23 protein-coding genes and 1 tRNA gene are annotated in these 22831 nt (G+C 60.8%); 4 read left to right on the top strand and 20 right to left on the bottom strand.

The annotated features are described in order from the left end of the window. The first annotated feature begins 13 nt into the window (after positions 1-13). Complete coding sequence (locus tag AC0L7L_RS13140; protein ID WP_272212422.1) at positions 14-943, top strand: electron transfer flavoprotein subunit alpha/FixB family protein; 930 nt, start codon at positions 14-16, stop codon at positions 941-943. Positions 944-997: 54 nt separating this feature from the next. After that, entirely contained in the window at positions 998-1420 is a 423-nt protein-coding gene (locus AC0L7L_RS13135; protein ID WP_272212421.1) for a secondary thiamine-phosphate synthase enzyme YjbQ, read from the top strand. A gap of 55 nt (positions 1421-1475) precedes the next feature. Here the strand turns inward: AC0L7L_RS13135 and AC0L7L_RS13130 are convergent, their stop codons facing one another. Continuing rightward, positions 1476-2210 (bottom strand): SIMPL domain-containing protein, encoded by a 735-nt coding sequence (locus tag AC0L7L_RS13130; protein ID WP_272212420.1) that lies wholly within the window; start codon positions 2208-2210, stop codon positions 1476-1478. Positions 2211-2376: 166 nt separating this feature from the next. Between AC0L7L_RS13130 and AC0L7L_RS13125 the strand changes: the two genes are divergently transcribed. Next, a tRNA-Ile gene (locus tag AC0L7L_RS13125) sits at positions 2377-2452 on the top strand. Between the two features lie 652 nt (positions 2453-3104). After that, entirely contained in the window at positions 3105-3824 is a 720-nt protein-coding gene (locus AC0L7L_RS13120; protein WP_272212419.1) for a hypothetical protein, read from the top strand. A 53-nt stretch (positions 3825-3877) separates the two neighbouring features. Here AC0L7L_RS13120 and AC0L7L_RS13115 read toward each other — a convergent pair whose 3' ends face one another. The 19 genes from AC0L7L_RS13115 to AC0L7L_RS13025 form a co-directional block, all read right to left on the bottom strand. After that, the gene (locus AC0L7L_RS13115; protein ID WP_272212418.1) at positions 3878-4012 is read right to left on the bottom strand and encodes a hypothetical protein; all 135 of its coding nucleotides are present in this window, start codon (positions 4010-4012) and stop codon (positions 3878-3880) included. A 352-nt stretch (positions 4013-4364) separates the two neighbouring features. After that, on the bottom strand, positions 4365-5177 hold the full coding sequence (locus AC0L7L_RS13110; RefSeq protein WP_272212417.1) for a DNA adenine methylase: 813 nt from the start codon (positions 5175-5177) through the stop codon (positions 4365-4367). Between the two features lie 154 nt (positions 5178-5331). Continuing rightward, positions 5332-6180 (bottom strand): hypothetical protein, encoded by an 849-nt coding sequence (locus tag AC0L7L_RS13105; protein WP_473509451.1) that lies wholly within the window; start codon positions 6178-6180, stop codon positions 5332-5334. Then, positions 6177-7778: a hypothetical protein gene (locus AC0L7L_RS13100; RefSeq protein ID WP_473509450.1), complete on the bottom strand. Its 1602-nt coding sequence runs from the start codon at positions 7776-7778 to the stop codon at positions 6177-6179. Before AC0L7L_RS13100 ends, AC0L7L_RS13105 begins: the two co-directional genes overlap by 4 nt. 301 nt (positions 7779-8079) lie before the next feature. Then, positions 8080-11406 (bottom strand): TipJ family phage tail tip protein, encoded by a 3327-nt coding sequence (gpJ, locus tag AC0L7L_RS13095; protein WP_473509448.1) that lies wholly within the window; start codon positions 11404-11406, stop codon positions 8080-8082. Then, positions 11403-11807, bottom strand: a complete 405-nt coding sequence (locus tag AC0L7L_RS13090; RefSeq protein WP_272212410.1) for a C40 family peptidase — start codon at positions 11805-11807, stop codon at positions 11403-11405. Before AC0L7L_RS13090 ends, gpJ begins: the two co-directional genes overlap by 4 nt. Continuing rightward, a complete protein-coding gene (locus AC0L7L_RS13085) occupies positions 11804-12328 on the bottom strand; it encodes a hypothetical protein (protein ID WP_272212409.1) in 525 nt (174 codons plus the stop codon). Before AC0L7L_RS13085 ends, AC0L7L_RS13090 begins: the two co-directional genes overlap by 4 nt. Further along, positions 12325-12747: a hypothetical protein gene (locus AC0L7L_RS13080; protein ID WP_272212408.1), complete on the bottom strand. Its 423-nt coding sequence runs from the start codon at positions 12745-12747 to the stop codon at positions 12325-12327. The genes AC0L7L_RS13085 and AC0L7L_RS13080 overlap by 4 nt, the downstream gene beginning before the upstream one ends. Next, a complete protein-coding gene (locus AC0L7L_RS13075; RefSeq protein WP_473509445.1) occupies positions 12744-16997 on the bottom strand; it encodes a phage tail length tape measure family protein in 4254 nt (1417 codons plus the stop codon). Before AC0L7L_RS13075 ends, AC0L7L_RS13080 begins: the two co-directional genes overlap by 4 nt. Beyond that, on the bottom strand, positions 16997-17308 hold the full coding sequence (locus tag AC0L7L_RS13070; RefSeq protein WP_272212404.1) for a DUF1799 domain-containing protein: 312 nt from the start codon (positions 17306-17308) through the stop codon (positions 16997-16999). Before AC0L7L_RS13070 ends, AC0L7L_RS13075 begins: the two co-directional genes overlap by 1 nt. Before the next feature lie 53 nt (positions 17309-17361). Beyond that, positions 17362-17736: a hypothetical protein gene (locus AC0L7L_RS13065; RefSeq protein ID WP_272212403.1), complete on the bottom strand. Its 375-nt coding sequence runs from the start codon at positions 17734-17736 to the stop codon at positions 17362-17364. Between the two features lie 59 nt (positions 17737-17795). Further along, positions 17796-18725, bottom strand: a complete 930-nt coding sequence (locus AC0L7L_RS13060; protein WP_272212402.1) for a phage tail tube protein — start codon at positions 18723-18725, stop codon at positions 17796-17798. A 2-nt stretch (positions 18726-18727) separates the two neighbouring features. Continuing rightward, positions 18728-18895 (bottom strand): hypothetical protein, encoded by a 168-nt coding sequence (locus AC0L7L_RS13055; RefSeq protein WP_473509441.1) that lies wholly within the window; start codon positions 18893-18895, stop codon positions 18728-18730. Further along, on the bottom strand, positions 18892-19317 hold the full coding sequence (locus tag AC0L7L_RS13050) for a phage tail terminator protein (protein WP_272212401.1): 426 nt from the start codon (positions 19315-19317) through the stop codon (positions 18892-18894). The genes AC0L7L_RS13055 and AC0L7L_RS13050 overlap by 4 nt, the downstream gene beginning before the upstream one ends. After that, entirely contained in the window at positions 19314-19739 is a 426-nt protein-coding gene (locus AC0L7L_RS13045) for a gp436 family protein (protein WP_272212400.1), read from the bottom strand. Before AC0L7L_RS13045 ends, AC0L7L_RS13050 begins: the two co-directional genes overlap by 4 nt. Before the next feature lie 2 nt (positions 19740-19741). After that, positions 19742-20254 carry a hypothetical protein gene (locus AC0L7L_RS13040; RefSeq protein WP_272212399.1) on the bottom strand — a complete coding sequence of 171 codons (513 nt, stop codon included), beginning with the start codon at positions 20252-20254 and terminating at the stop codon, positions 19742-19744. A 66-nt stretch (positions 20255-20320) separates the two neighbouring features. Next, on the bottom strand, positions 20321-21253 hold the full coding sequence (locus AC0L7L_RS13035; RefSeq protein ID WP_473509438.1) for a major capsid protein: 933 nt from the start codon (positions 21251-21253) through the stop codon (positions 20321-20323). A gap of 24 nt (positions 21254-21277) precedes the next feature. After that, positions 21278-21661, bottom strand: coding sequence for a hypothetical protein (locus AC0L7L_RS13030; protein WP_272212396.1), 384 nt, complete (start codon positions 21659-21661; stop codon positions 21278-21280). A 10-nt stretch (positions 21662-21671) separates the two neighbouring features. Then, positions 21672-22778 (bottom strand): peptidase, encoded by a 1107-nt coding sequence (locus AC0L7L_RS13025; protein ID WP_473509436.1) that lies wholly within the window; start codon positions 22776-22778, stop codon positions 21672-21674. Positions 22779-22831 lie beyond the last annotated feature (53 nt).

Raw genomic sequence — 22831 nt, 5'->3', positions numbered from 1 at the left:
GGATATCGAGACCATGACCATTCTTCTCATTGCAGAACATGACGGCGCGGCCGTTTCCGACCAGACCGCCAAAGCTGCAACCGCTGCCGCCCAGATTGGCGGAGACATTCATGTGCTGGTCGCCGGCAAGGGCTGCGCGGCGGCGTCTGACGACGCCGCAAAGATCGATGGCGTTTCCAGGGTGCTGCTTGCAGAAAGCGACACCCTTGCCGAAAGCCTGGCCGAGCCGCTTTCCGCCACCATTCTCGGTCTTGCCGAAAGCTATGACGTGATCATGGCTGCGGCGACCTCCACCGGCAAGAACGTGCTGCCGCGTGTGGCAGCACTTCTGGACGTGATGCAGATCTCAGAGATTACCGACGTCATCGCGCCCGATACCTTCAAACGCCCGACCTATGCCGGAAATGCGATTGAAACGGTCAAATCCCACGACGCCAGGAAGGTTATTTCCGTGCGAACCGCCGGTTTTGAGGCCGCCGGCATGAGCGGTGCGGCAACTGTCGAAACGGTGGGCGCCGCCGCTGACCCCGGCCTTTCAACGTTCGTGAAGAACGAGATCGCGAAATCTGAGCGCCCGGAGCTGACCTCGGCAAAGATCATCATTTCGGGTGGTCGCGCATTGGGGTCTTCGGAGAAATTCCGGGCGGTGATCCTGCCGGTGGCCGACAAGCTGGGCGCCGCCGTCGGTGCCTCGCGCGCCGCTGTCGATGCCGGTTACGCGCCGAATGACTGGCAGGTGGGCCAGACCGGCAAGGTGGTCGCGCCGGATCTCTACATCGCCTGCGGCATTTCCGGTGCCATCCAGCATCTGGCCGGCATGAAGGATTCGAAGGTCATCGTCGCCATCAACAAGGACGAGGAGGCCCCGATCTTCCAGGTGGCCGATTACGGTCTTGTCGGCGATCTGTTCGAAATCCTGCCGGAGCTTGAAAAGGCGCTTTAGCGCACCTCGCACCGGTCTTTTGTCAAAGGGCCGGTGCGGCGAAGGAAGGACATCATGCCGCAGACCCGCCTGAGCGTTCAGACCCATGGGCAAGGCCTTTACGAATTTACCGACGAAGCCTGCCGTTTTGTGCGCGGCAATAGCGACAGCGAGGGGCTGTTGACCGTGTTCGTGCGGCACACCTCTTGTTCGCTGTTGATCCAGGAAAATGCCGACCCGGACGTCAAGCGCGACCTTTCGGCCTATTTTTCGCGGCTTGCCCCGCGCGCCGATGACCCCGCCATGAGCTATCTGGTGCACCGTCTGGAAGGACCAGACGACATGCCGGCGCATATCAAAACGGCGCTGACGCAGGTTTCGCTGTCCGTGCCGGTGGCAGATGGCAGGCCCGTTCTCGGCACCTGGCAGGGGCTTTATCTGTTTGAACACCGCGACCGCCCGCACCGCCGCGAGATTGTGCTGCATCTTTCTGCGTAGCAAAGAAAATGCCGGCCTCCCGAACGGGAAACCGGCATGGCCTGTAGTCTTCGGATTATTCCTGCTCGATTGCCAGCGTCATGTTGACGGTGATCGAGTATGTGTTTTCGCCGGCAGCAATCGGCGGCGCCCCTTCGGCCTTTGCCATCATCATGTCGGAGCGAGCAAACATCATCGGCTGAGGCATCGAACTCTGCTCTGAGATTGACAGCACGTCACCGACAGAAACACCGGCAGCTTCGGCAAGTGTTTTGGCCTTGGCAAGAGCGTTGGCCACAGCCTCGCGCCGGGCTTCGTCTTCAGCAGCCGACGGATCGCTGTTTGAAAGCGCGATGCCGCCGCCGGCATTGACCCCGAGTTCGACTGCGCGGTCCAGAACGGCGCCAAGCTTTGCAAGGTCGCGCACCTTCACGCTGAGCGCGTTTCGCACCTCATAACCGACGATCTGGCTCTCTGTCGAGCCGTCGGAGGCCTTGACCTGCTGATAGCGCGGGCTGACGGAGAAATTGGCGGTCTGGATATCTTTTTCGGCAATTCCGTCCTCCTTCAGTGCAGCGATCACCTTCTGCATGGCGGTCGAATTGTCGGTCATGGCGGTGGCGGTGTCGTCAGCCTGGCTGACAACGGCAAGCGAGACGGTTGCCATGTCCGGCACCAGCGTTGCATCGCCGTCTGCCGAAATGGAAATGGTCGCCGGGTTGTCCGCCGACTGGGCAAGCGCTGCGCCGCCTGCGAGCGGAAGCGCGAAGAAAAGCCCGGCGGCTGCGATGCGAACCGGAAGATTGGCCATGAGAAGTCCCTCCTTGAGAATGCCTGAAGCACTAATGTGCGGCAATTGTGAAGCCAATGCGGCAAGACTTGCCGCGCACAAGATTTTGGGGTAGTCGGAGTGACCGCGCAAGGAGCCATTGCCAGCGCGGCTCCGGCATAACACCTGTCCGACAGGGCATCCGGACGGGCCTGTAGCTCAATGGTTAGAGCCGGCGGCTCATAACCGCTTGGTTGGGGGTTCGAGTCCCTCCAGGCCCACCACCCTTGAGTTTTGATTGTTGTTGTCGTCCGACACGGAAACGCCGACTTTGCGACTGTAGCGTGTGTAGCGTGACGCGTGTAGCGTGACGCGCGGTTTTGCAATTTTGACAGCTGGTTTTGCAGCAATCGATTTTTCGCATTCGATCTCGTAAGCTTCAAAAATGAGATTGAAAGGGAGCGACAATGAAGACGTTCGGTACGCAGATCTATAACGCCGTCCGGTGCGGAAAATTGAGTCAGCCCTTTTCTGCGGCAACGGTAAAAATTGCCTGCCCCGGTTGGGCACCGCGAACCTATCACACGTTCCTATCAAAGCACGCCCGCGGTAATCCGGATCGTAATACAGAGCTTTTTATTCGGGTAGCTCGTGGCTCTTACACAACAATACCCACCATCAGGTTCTAGAACAGGAGACTCGTGTAGCGCGCGAAATCGGATGGCGCCGCGCGCAACATCTACTGGCAGCAGAGCTACCCACCTCTGAAAATGCTATTCCATGGCGATCACGCTGCTTCACCGAGGTATATCAGTTCGCTATTGGGATGCCAGTCGGTCAGCCGATTGGCCTGGGGCAGTGAATTAAATGCGGCTAGACGACAAAAAGTGGTATTTTCAGCAAGCAACTGAATTTACCGGATTGGGGGAGTCATCAATGAGCGAAGAAGCCGAGTCAGCGAAGGAAATAGCGAAGGCTCTTCAGGAGGGGTTCAAGCTGGCAACACAAACAGGTTCGCAAATAGGAAACGCTAACTCCTATTTGGCAGAAATATTTGATAATCGTATTCGTTATCTGTCAGGCGATGGCCCGGTTCGAGCCGCTGAGTTTGAGATCAGAAACATCATTAACGGTCGAGACAGGATACTGCGATTGCTCAAGAAGCGCGGGATAGATGAGTCTTATCTGAAGCTCGAAGAGCGAGAATTCTTCCGCATCGTAAAGCCAGTAGCACTCGAAGATGACCCGGATGTTCAAGAACTCTGGGCCGAGTATGTCGTCAATGCGATGGACCCAAACATATTGGATATTGGGATAACACAAATCATAACAAACGTGATCGCAGCACTAGAGCCGGTTGATTTGCCGATCCTTCGATATCTTTTTCAAGATGGTCTTCTGGAATTGCGGAGCGATGAGGTGGAGCTCAGCAGTGCAAGCTTCGACATCGCTGAAAGATCGCTTTCATTTACGATGGCAAGGTTTCAGGCTCTCGGGCTGTTTTCCCATGAAAATAACGCCTCAATGGTTTTTGCTACATCAGATGAAGTTAGCGTTGCCTGCAACGTGACCGTCCAAACGGATCTCGGAGACTTTCGGGCCACCGCTTTGCTTCTGTTATTCAGAGATTCCGTGAAGGAACCGAACGGCAATTAGGCGTCAAGAAATGAGTGTTTAGCCCGCCCCAATCAGAGGCGGGCTTTGTGCCTTCAATCCAGCGGCACGACCCTATGAATGGCCCGTGCCGCCGCCAGCAGCGATGCCAGCCGCTCGCTCTCGTGGTGGCCGAAGACGAGCAATCGGCGCGCCTCTTTCCGCCAGGCGTGAATCAGTTTTGCTGCCACCGGCCCTATTTGGCCGCCGCGCGTAAAGTCTTTGCTGGCGTCATGATCTCCAACGGTAGACAACAGATCTTAGACGATGCCAACGTCGCGATACCTCCGGCGGTAGAAGATAGCCAAGGATGAAGCCGAGGCCGGCGCAGATGTACATCCCGTTGAAGGCGCCAAACGCCCCTGCGATGCCTATTCCTGCGCCCAAAAATCCGCCAATCAGCAACCCGACTATCCCCCAGAAAATCTGTTGCCGCATGTGTTACGCCTCCACCTAGAACCGACATCGATTTAGATTCTTCTAAAACAGTGGAGTTGGTCAACTGCGAACGGGCAAAATCAGCATCGATCAACCCCGTTCCATTTATGCGAACGACGTTTCGACTGGCGTTATGATGACCTCCTTCACGCCCTTCCCATTCCCCTCACCGATCGAATAGGTGCAGTCGACCTCCTCGATGTCGAACCGTGAGAAGGTTTCGAAGACGCCTTGAACCGCGTTCAAAGACAGGATGAAAGTGCCTTTAAGCCCGTCCAGGACGCCCGCCATCGTCTCGAAATCCTCCCGGCCGAAGACGCCGGCGCCATAATCGGCCTCGTTTCCCCAATAGGGCGGATCGAGATAGAACAGCATGCCCGGCCGGTCATAGCGGCGGACGAAGTCCTGCCAGGGCAGGCATTCGATGACGACGCCGGCAAGGCGCTCATGGATATCCTCCAGCGTCGAGGCGAGCTTGACCAGGTTGAAGCGCGCGCCGGTGGTCTTGCTGACGCCGAAGTTGCGGCCGGAGACCTTGCCACCGAAGGCCAGACGCTGAAGATAAAGGAAGCGGGCGGCGCGTTCGAGATCGGTTAGCGTCGTGGGATCGGTTTTCATCAGTCGCTCGAATTCGCGGCGGCCGGAGATCTGGAAGCGGAGCGTATCCATGAACTGCGGAAAATGCCGCTGCAGGATGCGGAAGAAGTTGGCGACATCGCCGCTGATGTCGTTGATCACCTCCGTCTTCGGCTGGCGATCGCGGCGCAGGAACACGCCGCCCATGCCGACGAAGGGCTCGGCATAGCCGTCATGCGGGATCGCGTTGATCTTGCGGATTACGGTCTTCGACAGGATGCGCTTGCCGCCGATGTAACCGGCGGCGGGAACGGCCGGTGTGACCGGGCGCTGATTTACCATTTCAAATATCTCACGACTCAGCCACATTCACGCCGCCCCTAAGGGGGGCGGGTGTGGCAGTTATCGTAATGTGCTGCCCGGCGGGTCTGGTCGCCAAACTAAGACCCCGCCGCGCCAGAGCCGTGAGGCCCTGGCCACCTGCCGTTGATACCGCTTACGCTGCAATCAGCGCTGCGATGCGAGGTTGCGTCAGTTCAAAGTCGATTGAGACTGTATCGGCAAAATCGCGCGCGCCTTCAATGTCAAGTTGACACGCCATCGCCTGCCAAAAGGTCCCGTACATCCCATAATTCGGGTAAGTAGGATGGCGCCCGACAGTGAAAGTGTCACCGACTGTTGGGCTACCCCACCCCGCCGTGTCATTTGTGACGCGCTCCTGAATGATGACGCCGTTTCGAAACACTTTTTGTGTCATGGTTCCGTCACCATGACGGTGAATTTCGAAGCCGATTTGTTCCAGTGCGCCGCTCTTGAGAGCACTTTCCAGCAGGAATATATTGCTCCAAGTGCTGGCGCCTCTGCAGCGTAATTCGACGTTGTCAATCACGCCGCCATTATAAATGGTACGAACCAGGAACTGCTCGGTGCCGCCGAAATAGGTACCAAAAACCGAGTTGTTAAACACCGATCCGGTCACAGCGTCCGGTTTGTCATCGCTGGTAACCCAGAAAATCCAACCAAGATGGGTATCGCTGGACGTTGGAAAGAAACCAGCCGGCATATTGATCCTGTGATCGTCGGATGAGAGCACTACTCCCCCTTTGGAGTACAGGAGGTCTTGCGCAACGGTGGCGGCACCATCTGCCCATCCGTCTTCTGTTCGAGCGTTGTTTTTCGGCCCCTGACCTCCGCTGATCGTCGCCCCCTCGGCAGGCAGTGATCCGCCCCAGGCCCAGACCGACGTTGTGTCGATAAATGCCCGCGTCCCGACATCCATTGCCTTATATGGATAGACGACTTCACCGAGACCGGGTGTATTGATCTGCATTACAAGATTGCTCATGCCAGTGTTCCTTTGGTCGTAATGAAATTATCAAATGCAGTGGCGACTACGGCCTTTCCTGCATCATTGGGGTGGATCCCGTCGCCTTGCATCAAGGTTGACGGCGGTACCTGGTTTGCAACATCCGTCACGTCCTGCGGCGTCTCGGGGTCATAAGCCGCCAATAGCAGGGGCAGTAGATCAAGCGTGTTGTTCGGCCATCGCACGAGCATTTTGTCGACCAACCGCGCGCGCGTCATCCACGCCGAGGACGTGCTGGTTTCGGACCTCGTCGGAAAGTACGGCGCAAAAACGAAGCGTCTGGTGAGTGTCTGCATCCAATCAAACGCAGCTTCGTAGTGGCGGAAAATGTCGTCTATCTCGGCCGCATCGTTTCGACCCATCATGACGATATGCGTCATTTCCGGCGCTGCTGTGATCAGCATAGTTTCGTCCGCAGGGTCGTTGTCTGCGGTGGCCGAGTAGCCCCACTTAAATTCTGCCGTCGATCCCGTGATCGTCAACCCAGCCGACGCACGTGTGAAGGAAACAACGCCGCCGATACTAGATAATGTGCCCCAAATGCCGGAGAGGTAGCCTTGAACAGATGCGTTGACCCCGGCATACTTCCTTAAGGGATCGCCCGGCCCGGAACGGGTTAACAGCACGCTTCCACTCGCCGGGATTGCGCCACCATCAACACTATAATAGTTCTTGAGCGCGCCCATCCTGCTCACGATCGCAAGTGACGTGTCGGCAGACCGCCCGAAATTATAAAAGGTGTTCGTGGTTCCGGCCGCTGCCAGATAGCTCATCCAGCCTTGTGCAGTAATTGAATCGCCCCAGCATGCAAGCTTTCGCACTGGCCTGACAGCATGTTCTTCAGGCGCAGAGAGACCGCTGTAATACTGGCCGCCTGGCGCTCCTATCGCATTGTCCGGCGCGGTCCATAGAACATGCCCACGCCCGTCATACTGTAGACCGCTCGCGTCTGATCCAGCCGATGACAAGCGCTTGCGCTGACCAGACGCAGGGGCCTCGATAAAGACAGCGGCCTCTCCGCCGTCATCATCGATATAGGCGATCGGGACAGCATCGTCCTCAGCGACGGCAACGCTCACCTCCGGCTCGTTACCTATGATGTATCTATAATCGCTGCCGATCCAGACGGCCGCATATCCACAGCGCTCGTAGCGTCCGGCGAAATTGAGTGGAACCGGCAAACTCAGGTCGACCGCCGCCTCGGCATCTTCTTTCTTCTGCGCTCCCGCGATCAGCGTATCGTCAGAACCCAGCAAAACCGCTGCATAGCCTGACCGTTCGTATCGTCCATCCGTCCTGAAGGTAATGCCGTTGAGTTTTCCTATTTCATGTGGTCCGGAGTGCGTAACGACCCCATCAATAATAGATCGGATCAGCCTCCAGTCGCTTCCCAATTCAGCGAAATCGTAGCCGCTGCGCTCGTGGCGCTCGTCTTCATAGACACGATTTTTGCTTCCGGACACAGCCTGCCGATTGGCAATCTCGCCGTCAATATCGGCCTGCAATAGCGCGTCGGCCGAGGCGCGCGTCGTTTCGTCCGCCTTTGCGTCCAGCGCGGATTGCGTGGCCGCGTTCAAGGGCAGGTCGCCGATCCGGGCCCACCCGCCTGTTCCGACTGCGCCGGCTTTCTTGTATGTTCCCCGGAACACAACTGTCGCGTCGCCCCATACCGAGGCTATTGCACCGGCTGGCCAGGCTAGGTCGGCGAAAAGTTCAGCGCGCGCCTCATAGGTCGGGCCGGCCGACGCTTTGAACAGCGCAATCAGCCTGTCACCCGAGATTACGCCGGTGTTGCCGTCATAATTGCCGATGAGCTGATCAATCAGTTCAAGATTGTCGAGATCGTTGGTCTTGAGTCCGTTCATGTCATGCCACCTGTTACACAATCGTTACGGTGAATGGTCCGCTGACCGGTCCGGCCGAGCCGGTCTCGTTCAGAGGTTCGATGTAATAGTCGTAGATCCCCTGTCCGATCGATGCGCCGCTCTCTTCGAACAACACCACGTCATCGATCGCGCCATCGAAGTCGGCCGAGGCGGCAAGCGCCAACGCGTTGTTTCCAGAGACGGCCCGGATGCGGTCGAGGTGATAACCGTTGGCGGATCTGGCCGTGCCGGTTGCGGTTGATCCGCCTGCAAGCTGCGGCGTCACCGATCCGGCCGACCGGCCGGAGATCGCAAACGCCATCCGGTAGTATTTGCCGGCTGTCAGCGTCATGGCCTGGCTGATCAGGTCGGCAGTTCCGGCCGTATGCGTCGCTTTACCGCCGGAGATCGACCAGCCGCCTTCCGGCGACCAGGTGTCAGCACTTGAGAATGCGCCGTTGTTGATCAGGCTTGCGCGTGTCGTATCGCCATCAGCCAGATTGATAGAGCTTGATGGCACGACAGCAACAGGTGCGCCGGTGCGATGGATATCACGATCGAGAGTGCCACCTGCCGGCACGCGATAAAGCTGAAGCGCGGCCGTGGCCTCATCGGCCGTCGTGACCAGCGAGACTCGCGCAAAGCCGAGACCTCCGGCGGCCGTGATCGAACCTGTGTTGAGCGCTCCTGGAATGACAGGGTCGTTTGCGCCGATGGTAACGGCAACTGTGCCGCTCGCAGCCCCTTCAGTGCCACCGCCACCGATCGCATAAACACGGATGTCGACGGTCTGGCCCTTTGCATATCCGACGATCGCTGCGCCGCCATTGGCTACGGGAATGCTGAAGTTTGCCCATCCGCCGCCGGAAAGGCGGTGCTCGATCCGGTAGCTTGAAAGCGTTGCGGCCGATCCACCGCCAGGCGCGATCAGGATGGCGAGGCCGTTTTCGCTGTCGGTCCCCGCAAGTCCGGAATAAACCTGCGAAATGCGCGGTGCGGCCGGGGAGACCTCGTAGTTCGCGATTTCGCCACCGACACGGCCGTCCCAGGCGGGCGGCACTTCGGCATCCGTCAGGTCATCGATAACCGGGCTGGCATCGATCATATGGATGGTCGCGGCAAAGTCCTGTCCCGGCTCTATGCCCTTTACTTTCATGAGCGAGGAGACCGTGTCCATTTCGCCGAAGTGGATCAGTTCGCCGATCTTCGGCAGCGTCGATGCGTCTTCCACAATCAGCGTCTTCCATCGACCTGCGCCGGTCTCGACCTGGCGTACCAGCGAGGTGCCAATCTCATCCTCGCTATTGGCAAAGACCCGGAACCGGATTGCATAGGTCTTGCCTGCCTCCATCGTGACGATGTCATCAAGCACGACGATCGCACCCTGAACCGCGCGGACGCGAGCCGAGATCTGCGTGCGCGTCAAAACGTCAGAGGACAGCGCGACGAGGTCGCCGCGCGTTGCCACACGCGCCGCGCCCGATTGCATGGCGCGATAGCTGTCCGGCCGGTAGATCAGCTCGTACTGGCGCCGGCGCGCCTCCCGCCAGATCTCGGCCGGATCGGTTTTGCCCGGCATCTCGATCTGTTCGGTCCGGTCGATCGGACCTGTATGGCCCGGCCAGGGCACGATCCGCTCTGCGGGCTTGTGGTCGTTCGTCGCATCGAAAAACGGGACGCGGAAGGCATGCGGCGGCTCGAAATAGGTCCGCGACCATTGGAAGTCCGAGGCGTTTCGCGGGCTGATATGATCGATCACCATATCGTCCGGGCGGTCGATCACCACCGTCCAGCGGACGCCGTCATGGCGCGGCGTCGCACGCCCGGCCGCACAGATGGCCAGCAGCATCTCGCCGAGGTTCTCGGCAGCATCATGCAGCCGGTCATATTTGAGACCCTTGGTCTGGCAGAACTGGTACCAGTCGTTGATCGCATCCATGTCGATCGACGCGGCAGACACCGGATAAGCATTGCAAGGCCCGGTGAGCGCTTTCACATAGGCTGCGGCCGGGTTGCTGGTGTTGGGCAGTTCGCCAGCCTCGGCAAGCCGGGTCGCCATGGCGTTGACATTGTCGAGCGCGCCGTTGAGCTGATAGGTCGCCTTGATCCGCATCGCCAGAAGGCAAAGCGGCTTATTGAAATTGACCGGGTATTCCGGCCGGATCGACTGCACGGCTGCAAGGGTGACGCGGTCGGAGATGCGGGTCGAGGTCTGCTCGTCCGTCATCCGGGTGACCTCGATCTCGTATTTGCCGCGTGCCGGAAAATCCCACATGTGCTGGCGGAAGAAGGTCTCGCGCTTGCCGGCGCTGATTTCGAGCGTGGCGACACCCTGCCAGTCCGGGCTTCCAACCGGGCGCTGGCGAATACGGACAGAGACCGTGCGCTGGCGCACCTCGCCGTTGTCGTCGACCTCGAACAGGCCGGACGGCATGGCGATGATCACCGAGGTGCTGGCGCTGTCGAGCGCGGTTGCCCGCGTCACCGGTTTTTCCTCGGCCGGCTGGCCCTCGATCACTTCGCCGGCATCGTCACGCGGCAGTGGCCGGACAAGCTCGATGCCGGTCGCTTCCTCGATGACCTGACGCGGATAAAGCGTGACCGGACCATCGCCGGCATATCCGGAACGGGTTTCGATCTCGACCTCGTCATATTCGTCGATCGACGTTTCGCCGATGCGGATATCCGAGAGCGACAGAGCGCCATAGCCGAACGTGAACAGCCCACGGACAAACTGCTCGTCGCCAACAATCTCGGTGTAGGTCGTGGCGGCAAAGACCGGCGCGACACGATGCGTGCCGAACAACATAGGCACCGGTTCGCTGTCGCCCGGCACCCGGTTGCGCCAGCCGGATACCTGAAACGTGTTGCGCTTCTCACCGTCATTGTTGTTGGCCTGCGGCGGCGGGATCAGTGCGTTGATCGCAAGCGATGCAATCGCCGTCAGTCCGGCCGTGATCAGGCCCTTGACCAGCCCGAAACCAGCCGATGCCGCCGTAAAGCCGAATGCGCCCGCAATGGCCGGTGCCAGGGCAAAGGCAGCGATTGACACGACAACCATCAGGATCGAGCGCACAGCGTTTTTGCCCGGCACCACCCGGATGACGACACGTACACCGGCTTTCGGGCGAACCTGTTTCCAGAATTGCTGCGGAACCGGCATCATGCTTTCGGCCGAGACGAGCGTGACGCGCAGATGCTTGCGGTCGATGACGGCCAGCGAAGGCAGACCGATCGTGATCATGTCATCGATCGTGGCCCCGGCCGGCACGGTCATGTCCAGGCGCGCGGATCCGGGATCGATGACCGGCGCTGTGGTGAGCTGGACAAGACCGTTCATGCCATCAGCCTTTCGTGCCGATAGATGCCGCGCAGCCGCTGTTTCCAGGACGGCATGCCGTAGCATTCGACGCGCGCACCGGTCTCGGCCATGTGCAGCATCCAGTTCGGGCGCACCACAATGCCGATATGCGAGGTCACCTGACCGCGCCGGAACAGCACCACGTCCATGGCTTGCGGTTCGCCCTGGCGGTGCCATGTGCTGGATGCGGCCGCCGTGCCGATCAGGCCTTCGATCTCGGCGCGTTCATCGGTCGAGTTATAGGCGTGGCGATAGGTGGGCAGCGCGATCTTCAACTCACGGGCATAGACCAGGTGGATAAGCCCCCAGCAATCGCAGCCGGCAGCATCACGGCCAAGGTCACAAAACGGAATGCCAAGATATCTGTCGGACCAGCTCATCGATAAATCCCCGGAAATCTGTCTTTGGTGAAGCGGTCCATCGGTACGCGCTCGTCCTCGATCGGACGGCGGCCGATGGCGATCCGGACCTCGCCAGCATCGCCGTCGGCGGAGACGAGCTTCATGTCTCGGTATTCGACCTCGACAAGGTCAGGAGAACCGACCAGCACCACGGCCATGTGCACCGTCGCGTAGTCGACAAAAGAACGCAGCACCGAGGCGATTTCGTTGTCGACGTTTTCGAGCACCAGCGTTGCTGCCGCCGGCGCATCCTCCATATCGCCGGGCACTTCAGCGCTCGCCAGAACGAAGAGATACGGATCAACCACCGGGTTTGCGCCGTTCCAGATCGACCGCGTGCCATAGATCAGCGGTTCAGCGGAAATACGCTCGGTCGGGTCCGTTGAAAGACGGATCGGTTCCGGCAACAGGGCGTGCTCGAACACGAACAGCGCGACCTCGATGTCGCCGCCGGTCTCGGCATCGAATGCGGTTCTGGCGTTAAAGCTGACACGTCTCATGGCATCACCGTCACGTTAAACGCGATCTTGAAGCGGATGCCTCTGACGGTTTCGCTCGGAACCGGCTTGCCGAACAGGCAGAGCCAGCGCGCGGCCATCAGAAGCGGCGTGCCATCATGCATCAGAAGCGGTTGGCCATCCGGCATCAGAAGCGGCCAGCCATCGGTCGTCGGATCCGGCATCCAGAACAGGCTCGAACCGAAGTCCGCATTGTCCTCGTAAAACCGGTCAAAGACAGCCTTCTGGCTGCGGTCGACATCAATGGTCAGCGAAACGCTTTTGCTCACCGATGACCAGCGCCGTTTCCAACCGCGAGGGCCGGTATCGCGTGGACGCTCACCACGCGGATCATCGATCTGACGCTGATAGCCATCGCGGTCGGGTTTCGGGAGTTCGGACGGCCAGGTGAGGATCGTCATCGTGCCACTCCCAGCTTTCGAACGCCGTAACTCTCGCGCATGACTTTCCGGGCTTTGCCGTCACGCGCACTCAAACCGTCGGCAGTCATATCGGACAGCACCATGCGGTAGGATCTGCGGCCCTGCGCATCGGTCGTTTCCTCGACTTCGCCGGTCACCGGAGCAGAAGAATTGTTAATGACCTGGATCATCGGGCGCATATCCGCCGTCGCGCCGGCATTGCTGTTGCCGGCCTGCGGCCAGTAGGCCGGGCCGGTTTCGATAGCGCCGCCTGAAGCGTAGCGACCGAACGGACGCCCGCTGTTAATGGCTTCGAGGATTGGTCGATGCTTTGCCGTCGCTTGGGCGTTGACCATGAATTCGCCATTGGATGCCCAGATCGGCACCATGTCATCGCGCGGACCGCCAGGACCAACAATCGGACCACCTTCTGCATAAAGTCCCGTCCATGCCCCTGACGCCACGGTCGCCTGGGCGATCTGCAACTGCGATCCGCCGCCGATGCCGCCAAAGAGGCTGCCAAGCCAGCCAAACAGACCGCCACCACCACCGGAAGCGCCGCCGATCTGGACATTGGAAAAGGCATTGCCGAGCTGACCGAGGCCGTCGCCGAACACGCCGAGACCCTGATTGGCGATGCCGGCGTTCTGCGCCAGACCGCCAAGAGCCTCGGACGCGCGACGCACCTGCAGGTTGGCCGCATTCTGCCAGCCAAGGCCGACGCCGTTGCCGGTGTTGCCGGAGAGCATCTGAAGCTGCAGGTCGCCGCCCATCATTCTTGAAGCGCCAGTCGCAAGACCGACATGGCCGCCCATCTCATTCGCACCGAGACCGCGTGAATTCAGCAGAACGTCACCACGCATCACCTGCGATGGATCGATCTGCAGGCCCCAATCCTGAAAGCTGTTCGCGATCAGCGAGCCGCTGCCATCAATGCCGACTTGTGCAAGCGCCGAGTTGACGAAGCCGGCGCACCATTTCGTCGCCGCCGCATTGATGTCGACGCCGCCGGCGGCGAGAAAGGCGTTGATGTCGCCAAGCCCGTTGCCCTCGGTCGCACCCAGAAGGCCAAAGGCGCGATCGACGCCGGCAGAGGCGACATTGCCGCCCACTCCTGTCCCGCCGAAATTGTCATTGGCACCATAACCGGACATCAGCCCGGCCGGGCCCGCAGCGACACCACCGTTGACGATCACTGTTGCCGCCTGGACGTTCATCGCACCGACCGACTGCCCGCCGCCGAAGATTGTGGACAGGATGTTTTCGCCGGGCTTTTGGAGATCGTCGAACGTGCCGTAATTGGTGCCAAGCAGCGCGTTCTTGAGCGGGTTCTTGGCACCGAGATCCAGCATCATCTGGCCGACGCTATTGGCCATGTCTTCAAGGATCGAGCCAAAGTCACCAGAGGCCAGTTTTTTGAAGTCGAAGATGCTGTCGATCGCGTCTTCCTGCGTCGACTGGATCTCGCCCCAGGCATCGCGCTGACGCTCCAGTTGCGCTTCCATGTCCGCCAGCGCGCGCACGTTCTGCAGGCGCTGCTGCGACTCACGATCGCCGATCGACAGACCCTCACGGCGCAATGCCTGCATTTCCTCCAGCGCGGCGAGTTCCCGCCGGCGCACGGCCTCGCTCGCGCCGACAAGATTGATCTCAGCGCGCAGCCGCTTTGCATCCTCGCCCTGACTGCGAAGCGCCTCATATTGTGCCTGGCGGCGTTCCAACGCGCTTGTCAGTTCCGCCTCGGCAGCCGCGAGCGCCAGCCGCGTGCGACCGGCCTCGCTATCAAGCACGATGCCCTCGCGCGTCAGCCGGTTCCTTTCCTCAAGCACTGCAAGCGTCCGGCGCTGCTCGGCCTCCGTCGCCCCGATCAGCGCCAACTGTACCTTCAGGCTTTCGATGCTTTCCTGACGCGTCCGGATCGCATCGCGATTGCTTTCCGTACGGTCGAGTTGGCTTTGGGCATCGGCGATCCTTTTGGCCTGCTCGATGCGCTCGGCATAGGTTTCGGCGCCTTCCTTGATCCCTTCCTGCTCAAGCTTCTGACGTTCTTTCAGGACGGCAAGCTCACGCCGGCGCGCGGCCTCGCTTTCACCGACAAGCCCGATCTGTGCGTTCAGCCGCTCCAGCTCCTGGCTGCCGGCAAGGAGAGCCTGCTCGCTTGCCGCCCGCTTTGCCTCGTCGGCCGCTGCGGCATAGGCTTGTTCCAGGCCATTGACGATCGCCTCGAGCTTTTGCTTTTCCTCCCCCTCGGCTTCAGCTGCCGCCGCGATCAGAGGCCTGAGCTGCAGCTCTTCCTGCAGGATGCGGTTGGCGTCAGAAGCCGAAATTGCTCCGGCCGCAACCTGGGCATTGAGACCGGCACGAATGTCGGTTTCCGCATTGATCTGGTCGATCTGAGCCTGAGTGCTGGCGATCGTGCTTTCGATCACGCGGTTATAGGCGCGCTGCACTTCCGCGTCGGCTGTAGCTTGGTCCATCTCCTGGCCTTGCAGCTCGAGCTTCTTGCGCTGCGCCTCCAGCTCGGCACGCAGAAGCGGGTTGCGCTCATTGGCAATCCGGATATCCAGCCGGTCGAGCTCATTGAGCCGCTGTTGTTTGCCGAGAATGGCGTCGAGCGCGCGTTCCTTGGCCTCCAGCGCTTTGTTGATCCGGTCGCCTTCGCCGGCATCGATGTCGGCCTGCGACAGGCTACCGAGGCCGGTCTGCAATGCAGTGATCTGGTTCTGGTAGCGCTCGACCTGGTTGATGGTCGACAGCGCGGGCGAGGCGTCGGCGATCGTCGAGGCAGCGGTTACGCGCTGGCGCGCTTCGGCTTCCGTTCGTTTTGTCTCCTCCGCATTCAAACGCGAAGTCAGAATGCCGATCCGCAGTTCGATTTCCGCGACGTCCCGATACATCTGCGCGCGAAAAGCGCCGGCCAGAGGACCGTCATCGGGTCGCTGAATTCGCTCATAAAGCTCGGCTTGCTGCTCGCGCAGCCGCTCCAGCTTGTTCTCGTCCGTCGGGCCGTCGATCACATAGTTGACGCCCGCGCCAACCGCGCCAAAAAGATTGGCCGCATCTTGCCGCATCGACTTCCAGGCACGGCCGAGACGCGTCGAGGCCTCGTTCGCATTGGCCAGTTTCCCAGGCAATTGATCGATGATCAGCGCCTGGGCTTCGATCAGACGGTTCTGGGCGGCAAGGTTGCGCACCTGCCGGGCCGTCGCTGCATCGATCAGGTTATACTGTTTCGACAGCGTATCGGCGGCCTTAGCTGGATCGGAAAACAGATCTGCAAGCGCGTCGCCGGCGTCATCTGCGGCCATCCCCATCGTCGCGGCAAAGTCGTCGGAAAGCCCGATCAGCGTCTCGAAATTCTCCGAGCCGATCTTTCCGGTTCTCAGAAACGCCGTCTGCATCGTCCGCGCGGCGGCGACGGAAATGCCCGCGGCTGCCGCGCCGGCCTCCGCCGAGGCCTCCATTTCGGCAGCGGTTCCTGCGACGGCACGGCCAAGACCGGCTGATGCGGTCTCAACCTGTTTCGTCGACGAAAGGTAGCTGCTGTAGGCCGCAACACCCACCAGCGTTGCCGCCGTCAAACCGCCGATCCCGATCGTTACGGGATTGATCAGTCGTGTCAGCCCGCCGAGGATCGACCCGAAATCTTTCAACGCCATGTTGGCACCGCCCTGACCGGCATAGAGCTGGACGATCTGCGGACCCTGTTGTGCCATGATCATCGCCGGGTTCATGCCCATGGCGGCCGTCTGGCCGATGTCGAAGAGCTGATACGTCAGGTTCTGGCGGCGAAACCGCGAACTATTGTCATTAAGACCTGCCATGCCACCGCCCAGAACGGCAGCGGCATTGCGCCCCTTGATCGCGTCAATCGAGGCCAGCGTTGCCTGACGCTGACGACTGATCGCCGCCGTCATTTCATCCGTCGAGATCGCGCCGAGCTGCTGTGCCTGGCGGATCTCCGTGACCTCCTGCCGGTAGCGGGTAATCACGGAAAACAGCGGATTGTATTTACCGCGAAGCCGGTCGAGTTCGGCACCATAGGCGGCGATATCCTCACCGCGATTGCGGCTCGTGGTCTGGGCCCGGCTCAGCCCGGTGGTTGCCTCGACCAGACGCTGCACATGCGGTTCGGCCGACCGTGCCGCAGCACCGGTCGCGTCGAAATCGGTTTGTGTCTCCTTCAGACCGCGCCGGGCATCGGAATTGTCGACGGCCAGAAGGATTGAGGCTTTCATGGGCTGGGCCATCATCCGTCTCCGTTCAGGACGGAAAGCGCTTCGGTTTCCATCGTCTGGAGATCGGAGAAGACGGTATCTGGAAGTGCCTGCCGGCGCATGACGACATCGACGGCGTTATAGTCGAGGCCAATCCAGATCATGCCGGCCATGGTCGCGGCGACACGCCATTGCGTATCGACGGCCAGAAAGCCAAGCATGCTGTCGCGATTTACCGCCATGATCTCGATTGCCTCGTTTGTGGTGTCTTCCGGCGCGGCCTCGATGACCGCGCCCATTTGCCGAAACTGTGCGGCCAGGTCGTCGTCGACCGTGGCCGGCACCTCTGCGTCCGTCTTACCGACGCGCGCCAACGCCTAAGCGCGCGCCGCGCGCTTCAGTTTCCCAGGCGTGCTTCCTCGCCGTTCAGGCTGTCGGCATAAGCTGAGTAGATTGCGCGGCGGAACCAGGACTGGTTCATCGCCCGCCGGAAATTCTCGTCTGAGAACTTGTAGGCATTGCCATCTGCGTCCTCGACGCCGCGCCAGTCCTTGCAGACATCGGCGAGCTGCTTGCGTTCATGCTCCATGCGCGCCCTCGGCGACGTCAGCTTCGCAGCTTCCTCGACGCGGTCGATTGCCTTGTCCTGGCTTTCCGGCTCGAACAGGACTTCCAGTTCGTATGTGACGAACTTGCCGGGATTTTCCGTGTCCGGCATCTGGACCTTGACGGGCCACCAGTAGCGGGAGGTTTCGGCGAGGATGAATTTCATCGGTGCTTTCCTGTCTTCGAAAGGACTTCAAACGGGTTTTGAAAGGCGCTTGAACACGCCTAACGGACGGTGATCTTCAACTCGTCGAGACCCGCGACCGGGCAAAGGCCGAGCGGCAGCGAATAGTTGACGATGTTGTTGGTCTGGCCTTGGCTCGGCTTGCCGATCTCGACGGCCGGCGCCGAAACTTCCACGATCTTGCCGGCAGTCTTGCCATGGACAAGCGACAACGCGCCGCGTGTGCGATCCTGCGCGGCGGCAAACCAGTTGATCTCGGCAAGGCTCTTGGCCTCGACCACCGCCGTGCCGGTGCCAACGCGATCGGTGATGGCGATCAACTCATCGCCGATCAGGAAGCGCGGCGTCACCGTGTTGCCGAGATCGAGCGCAAGGCTTTCGGCAACCGAACTCCAGCCATGTAGCGACATCGTGGTGTTGGCCTTGGAGACAGGCAACGGCTTTTCCCAGCCGGCAAGTGTGACGGCCGGCATCGCGACGATGTCCTCGATCACACCGAGCAGGCCGGTCATCGTGAAGGTGAAACGCGGGATCTGCTTGGGCGTGAAATTGAGCGAAACATTGCCGCGCGCGCCGAGGAGCACGTGCTGAACCTTGTCGGAGATGAAGTAGATCGAAGCCGCTTCCTCGCCGTCCTCGACGATCTCGTATTCGACGGAGGTGTCGACGGTCACAGTCTGTGCAAGGCCGCAGGCGCGCAGCACGCTGTCATATTTCGGGGCGGTTCCGGCCGTGCCGGATCCGGCAATTTCGATTTCACCCGAAAGCGTCGCATACTGACCGGTGATGATCATGCCCTGGTTGCCCAGATAGGGCAGCATCAGGTCGCGGCTGACCTCGTCGCCTTCAATCGGCGTGAAGGTCACATTGGTCATGATCAAAGCTTCTGCGGCGGTCGGCTCGGCATCGACCGCGTAGGTGTCTTCGATCTTGGCCAGCGCGGCCATTTTCTTGTAGCGGCGAACAGCCATGGTCAGGCTCCTTTTTTCGCGGTCGCCTCGGCCGGAGCCTTGCTCCCGGTGTCAGCTTTGGTTTCGGTCTTTTCCTCTTCGCTTGCCGGCGCTTTGGGATTGGGCGCGGGTTTGAGGTTTCCTGTCTTCGCATCGCGGACGTAGCATCCGCCTTTGATCGGTCGTTTCATTGGTCGCTCCCTTCAAGAAAACGGCTGGTCTGCCAGGTCTGGACATAAATGCTGGCGCCATTGCCAAGCGGGGTTGCCTGTCCGCCGACCAGTTCCAGAGGCTCCTCGGCCGAGGGCGGCGTCCAGCCTGCAAGCGCCTGCTCGATCGCGGACCTGAAGTCGTCGAACGCAAGCACCCGCTTGCCACCGCGCGCGTCGTACTGGCGGATGACGAAGGCGACGAGCAGCTGGACTGCGACTATCTGCAGATGCCCGCCGGTCGCGCGCTGGTTCGGTTCTGCCAACTCGCGATAGGGCAGGACAAAGGCCGTGCCGCTCTTGGGCGCGGTCGCCTTTGTCAGACGCTCGATATCTTCTGCCGGCAGCACGTCGGCGAGATCGGGGGCAGCAGATTTCAGGCGGGTGACGATCTCCGAAATCACAGCCAGCCTCCCAGCTTGTCCTTTGAGAAAGCCGGCTCCGGCCCGGTGAAACCGAAATCGCCGGACGTCGATGACGACGGATCGTCACCGTCTGGAAGCGGCAGTCTGATCCGGCCAGACGAGACCTTTTCGAGATCGGAGAGCGCCGCCTTCCAGTCACGCACGACGTGATCGGGCGCGCCATCGCGGTGAAGGTAATAGCGGGCGATCGAGACCGCCCAGCCATTGACCTGCGACGGGATGACCTGCAGCGGCAAACGGTAGCGAACAGCGAGATAGCCGTTGATTGCGCTCGTCGCGTCGCCGAGTGCCTTGGCGACCACATCCGGATCGGCAACGCCATCACCGTCGCGATCGGCGACCATCAGGATTTCGTCCTGGCCGGCGCGTTCGATCAGGTCGTCGAGGCTCGCATAGTCCATGGTCACTCGGCCTCGACCGGTTCGCCGTGTTCCCAGACGGACGAGATCGCGCCCATGCCGGCAAGTTCGTCGTGGCCGGCACGGGTGACAATCACCCGGCCGCCGCGCGGAATACGATTGCCGTTGAAACGGACAGGCTTGAAGACGACAAAGCGGCGAAAATTGGCGCTCGTCGAAACCGCAGGAGGCTCGTTGACGGCGGCCTGGTTCGAAATATCCTGGCTTCCGCTGCTGTCGCTGCTCGACCCCTGCTGGCTTTCGGAGGCTTCGGCTGCATCTGCATCGTCTGACGCGTTGCCAGCAGATATATCGGCGCTTGCGTCGGTTTCTGTGCCGGTCACCGGTTCCTCCTGATCGTCGGGAGCGACTGAAGACTTTTCTGCCTCCGTGTGCAGGCTTTTCTCATCGGAGCTGGAACCATCGCTCGCATCTGGGCTCTGCGTGTCCTCGGCCTTGGTGTCCGCCTTGGTGTTTTCCTCGGTCTCCGGCTTCGTCGCCTTTTTCCGTCCTGCCATGATGGCCTCCTGGTGTTTTGGATTGGTGACGCCCGGCGAAGTTCACCGGGCACGCCTGGTTTGGCCTCAGACGACGTTTTCGAAGAAGTAGCCAAGGTCCGGAGCGGAAATGACTTCCCTGACGCTCTCGCCGGAACGCACCCGGTCGGAGCCGCGAAGGCCGATCTTCGGCTCGGGGATCGAGCCGGAAACACGCGTTCCGAACTGCGCTGTCCAGCCGAAGGTCGGCGTTGCGGAAACGCTGTCGGCGAGCGGCGCCTTATGCAACAGGGTGCAGTGATTGCCCCAGCAACGCTGGCGCTGAACCTGCTGACCAGGCTTGGCGATATTGACCCAACCTTCGCCAATGATGATGTCATTGAGTTCGAGCAGATCGGCGACCGCACGCTTGTTGGCGTAGCCATCGGCCGCACCCGAGGGGGTGAGCGCGCGCAGTACGCTCTGATTGGTGCGAAGCGCCGTCCATGCGCCGCGCCCCATCACAGCGTTGTTCGGTCGCATGACCATGCTGTCGGCCGCTTCGGCAAAGGCGATGATCGGCTTTGAGTCCGGGCTTGACCATTTGTCGGTTCCGGCAAGAGCCTCCTTGTTGTCGTCGCCATAAAGCGCGGGATCGAAAACCCTGTTGGCGACGCGGACCTCGCGGTCGAGCAGCACCAGATCGATCAGGCGCTGGGCGGCAAAGGCCCTCGGATCGTAGCCCGCCGGCGCGTTGGCGCTGTCGGCGATCGGCACGACGTCATCGAGGCCGTAGTCCTCGGTGCGATCTTCTTTTTCCTTCGCCTCGAACTCGACTTCGTTGGGCGAGGATTTGCGGCCGACCTTGGTGTCGTGCAGCGTGATGAACTGACCGAAGTCGAAGAACCACCACTTGAACTGCTCGCGTGGCAGCAACGGGTTAAGGCGCGGAAGAACCTGATCGGCGATGAGCGTGCCGTTCTTGTAGGCCTGGACGATACCGACAAGGACGGGATCGACGGGAAAGGGCTGACCGGACATTGATTGCTCCTGATGGTGTTTGGATTAGGCCGCGACGCCAGTCAGCGTGCCGCGTTGGACGATGGCGCGGGCGAAATCGCCGCTTTCCGCGCCGGTGAGGAGATAGCCGGCCGTTACGGCATTCGCGCCTTCGGCCGGTGCTGCGGCAACGGCTGCGCCATTGGCATCGGCCGTGATCGGATCGCCGGGATTGATATCGCCGCCGCAGACAACTTCGGCCGGGCCGAACAGCACGACGTCGATGCGTTGGCCGGCTTCAGCGCCGGAAGGAAAGTCGACGACGCCGGCGATCGGATCGGTTGGGTCCGTGGCAAGCGCCACCTCGCCATCATTGGCGGTGAAGGTCACGAGATGGCGGTGGGCGATGGCGCCGGCTGCGACGAAGGTCTTGACGATACGAGCAGTCATTGAAAAATCCTCAGTTGCGCGCCGTCAGACGCATGGCGGCGGCGGCTGGCGAAAGGACTTCACCCTTTTCAGCCGCCTTGGCGATTTCGGTTTCGATGGCGCTGGCGACATAGACCGGGTCGGAAAAGTCGGGACCGTCGCCGGTCGCATGCTCGCCGGTCATCAGCGGTTTCGGCAGCTTGGAAAGCAGGTCGCGGAAGGCCGCACGCGGCGACGTCTCGACCTTTTCATCACCTTCGGAAAAGGTGAGGTCGTCGTCGCCAAGCTCCGAAAACAGCGCCGTGGCCGCCCCCTTCAATCCGACGGGCAGACGCCCATCCTTGACGATTTCGCTGACAAAGGCGGCGTCGTCATCGGCGCGCCGTTTGCGCTCGGTTTCCGCAAACGTGGTCTCGCGGTTCTTCAGCTCGGCTTCGCGCGCATCAAGTGCTGCCTGCCGCTTCTCGGCATTCTCATCCATGGTGTTGTCCTCGGTTGTGGTCTCGGAAAAGGTGGGCCGCGTCTCCAGCGCTCGGCCCTCGGCGCGCATGTCGGCGGCTGCCCGTGCCAGATCGTCGATCTCCCAGTCGGGCAAAAACTTCTCGGCCGTCTCGGCGTCCGTGGTTTCAATGAAATAGTCGCGCAGGCCGCGAAACAGCTTGGAAAGGCTTTCAAGCGCCCAGGCATTGCGGAACACGAGATCGCTGTCGGAGAATTCGAACACCACCGCGTCGCCATCGTCGAACTCGACTGGCTTTAGACCTTTGACGGCCGGCGGCTGGGCGCCGAGGAAACCGACATGACGCAGGTGATAGCGGCCGGGCGTCGGATTGCCGGCACTTGCCGGCGCATAGAACGCCGCCGAGACCTTCTTGAACGCTCCGGAGCGCACAAGCTCGGCGAAATCGGGATTGAGCTGATCGGGTTCGGCCACCAGCCGGCCGGCCTCGACCTTCAGGCTTTTGATCCAGCCATAGGCCGGTGCATCCTGTTTCGGATGGCCGACAACGATCGGGGCGAGATGGCCATCCGGATCGTAGCCGGATGCAATCGCGCCAAGATCGGCGTCACCGAAGGAGAGCGTTTCGCCCTTCGATGTGGTATGGGTGCCGGTGCGGAAGATTTCGAATGTTTTCATGGCGCCGACAATGCCAGCGGGCAGTCAGCCGAAACATTCACAAGCGCCTTGCG

The organism is Martelella sp. K41-7, assembly GCF_055808365.1.
The sequence above is the reverse complement of the archived record's forward strand: the minus strand, read 5'-3'. Positions and strand labels throughout refer to the sequence as shown.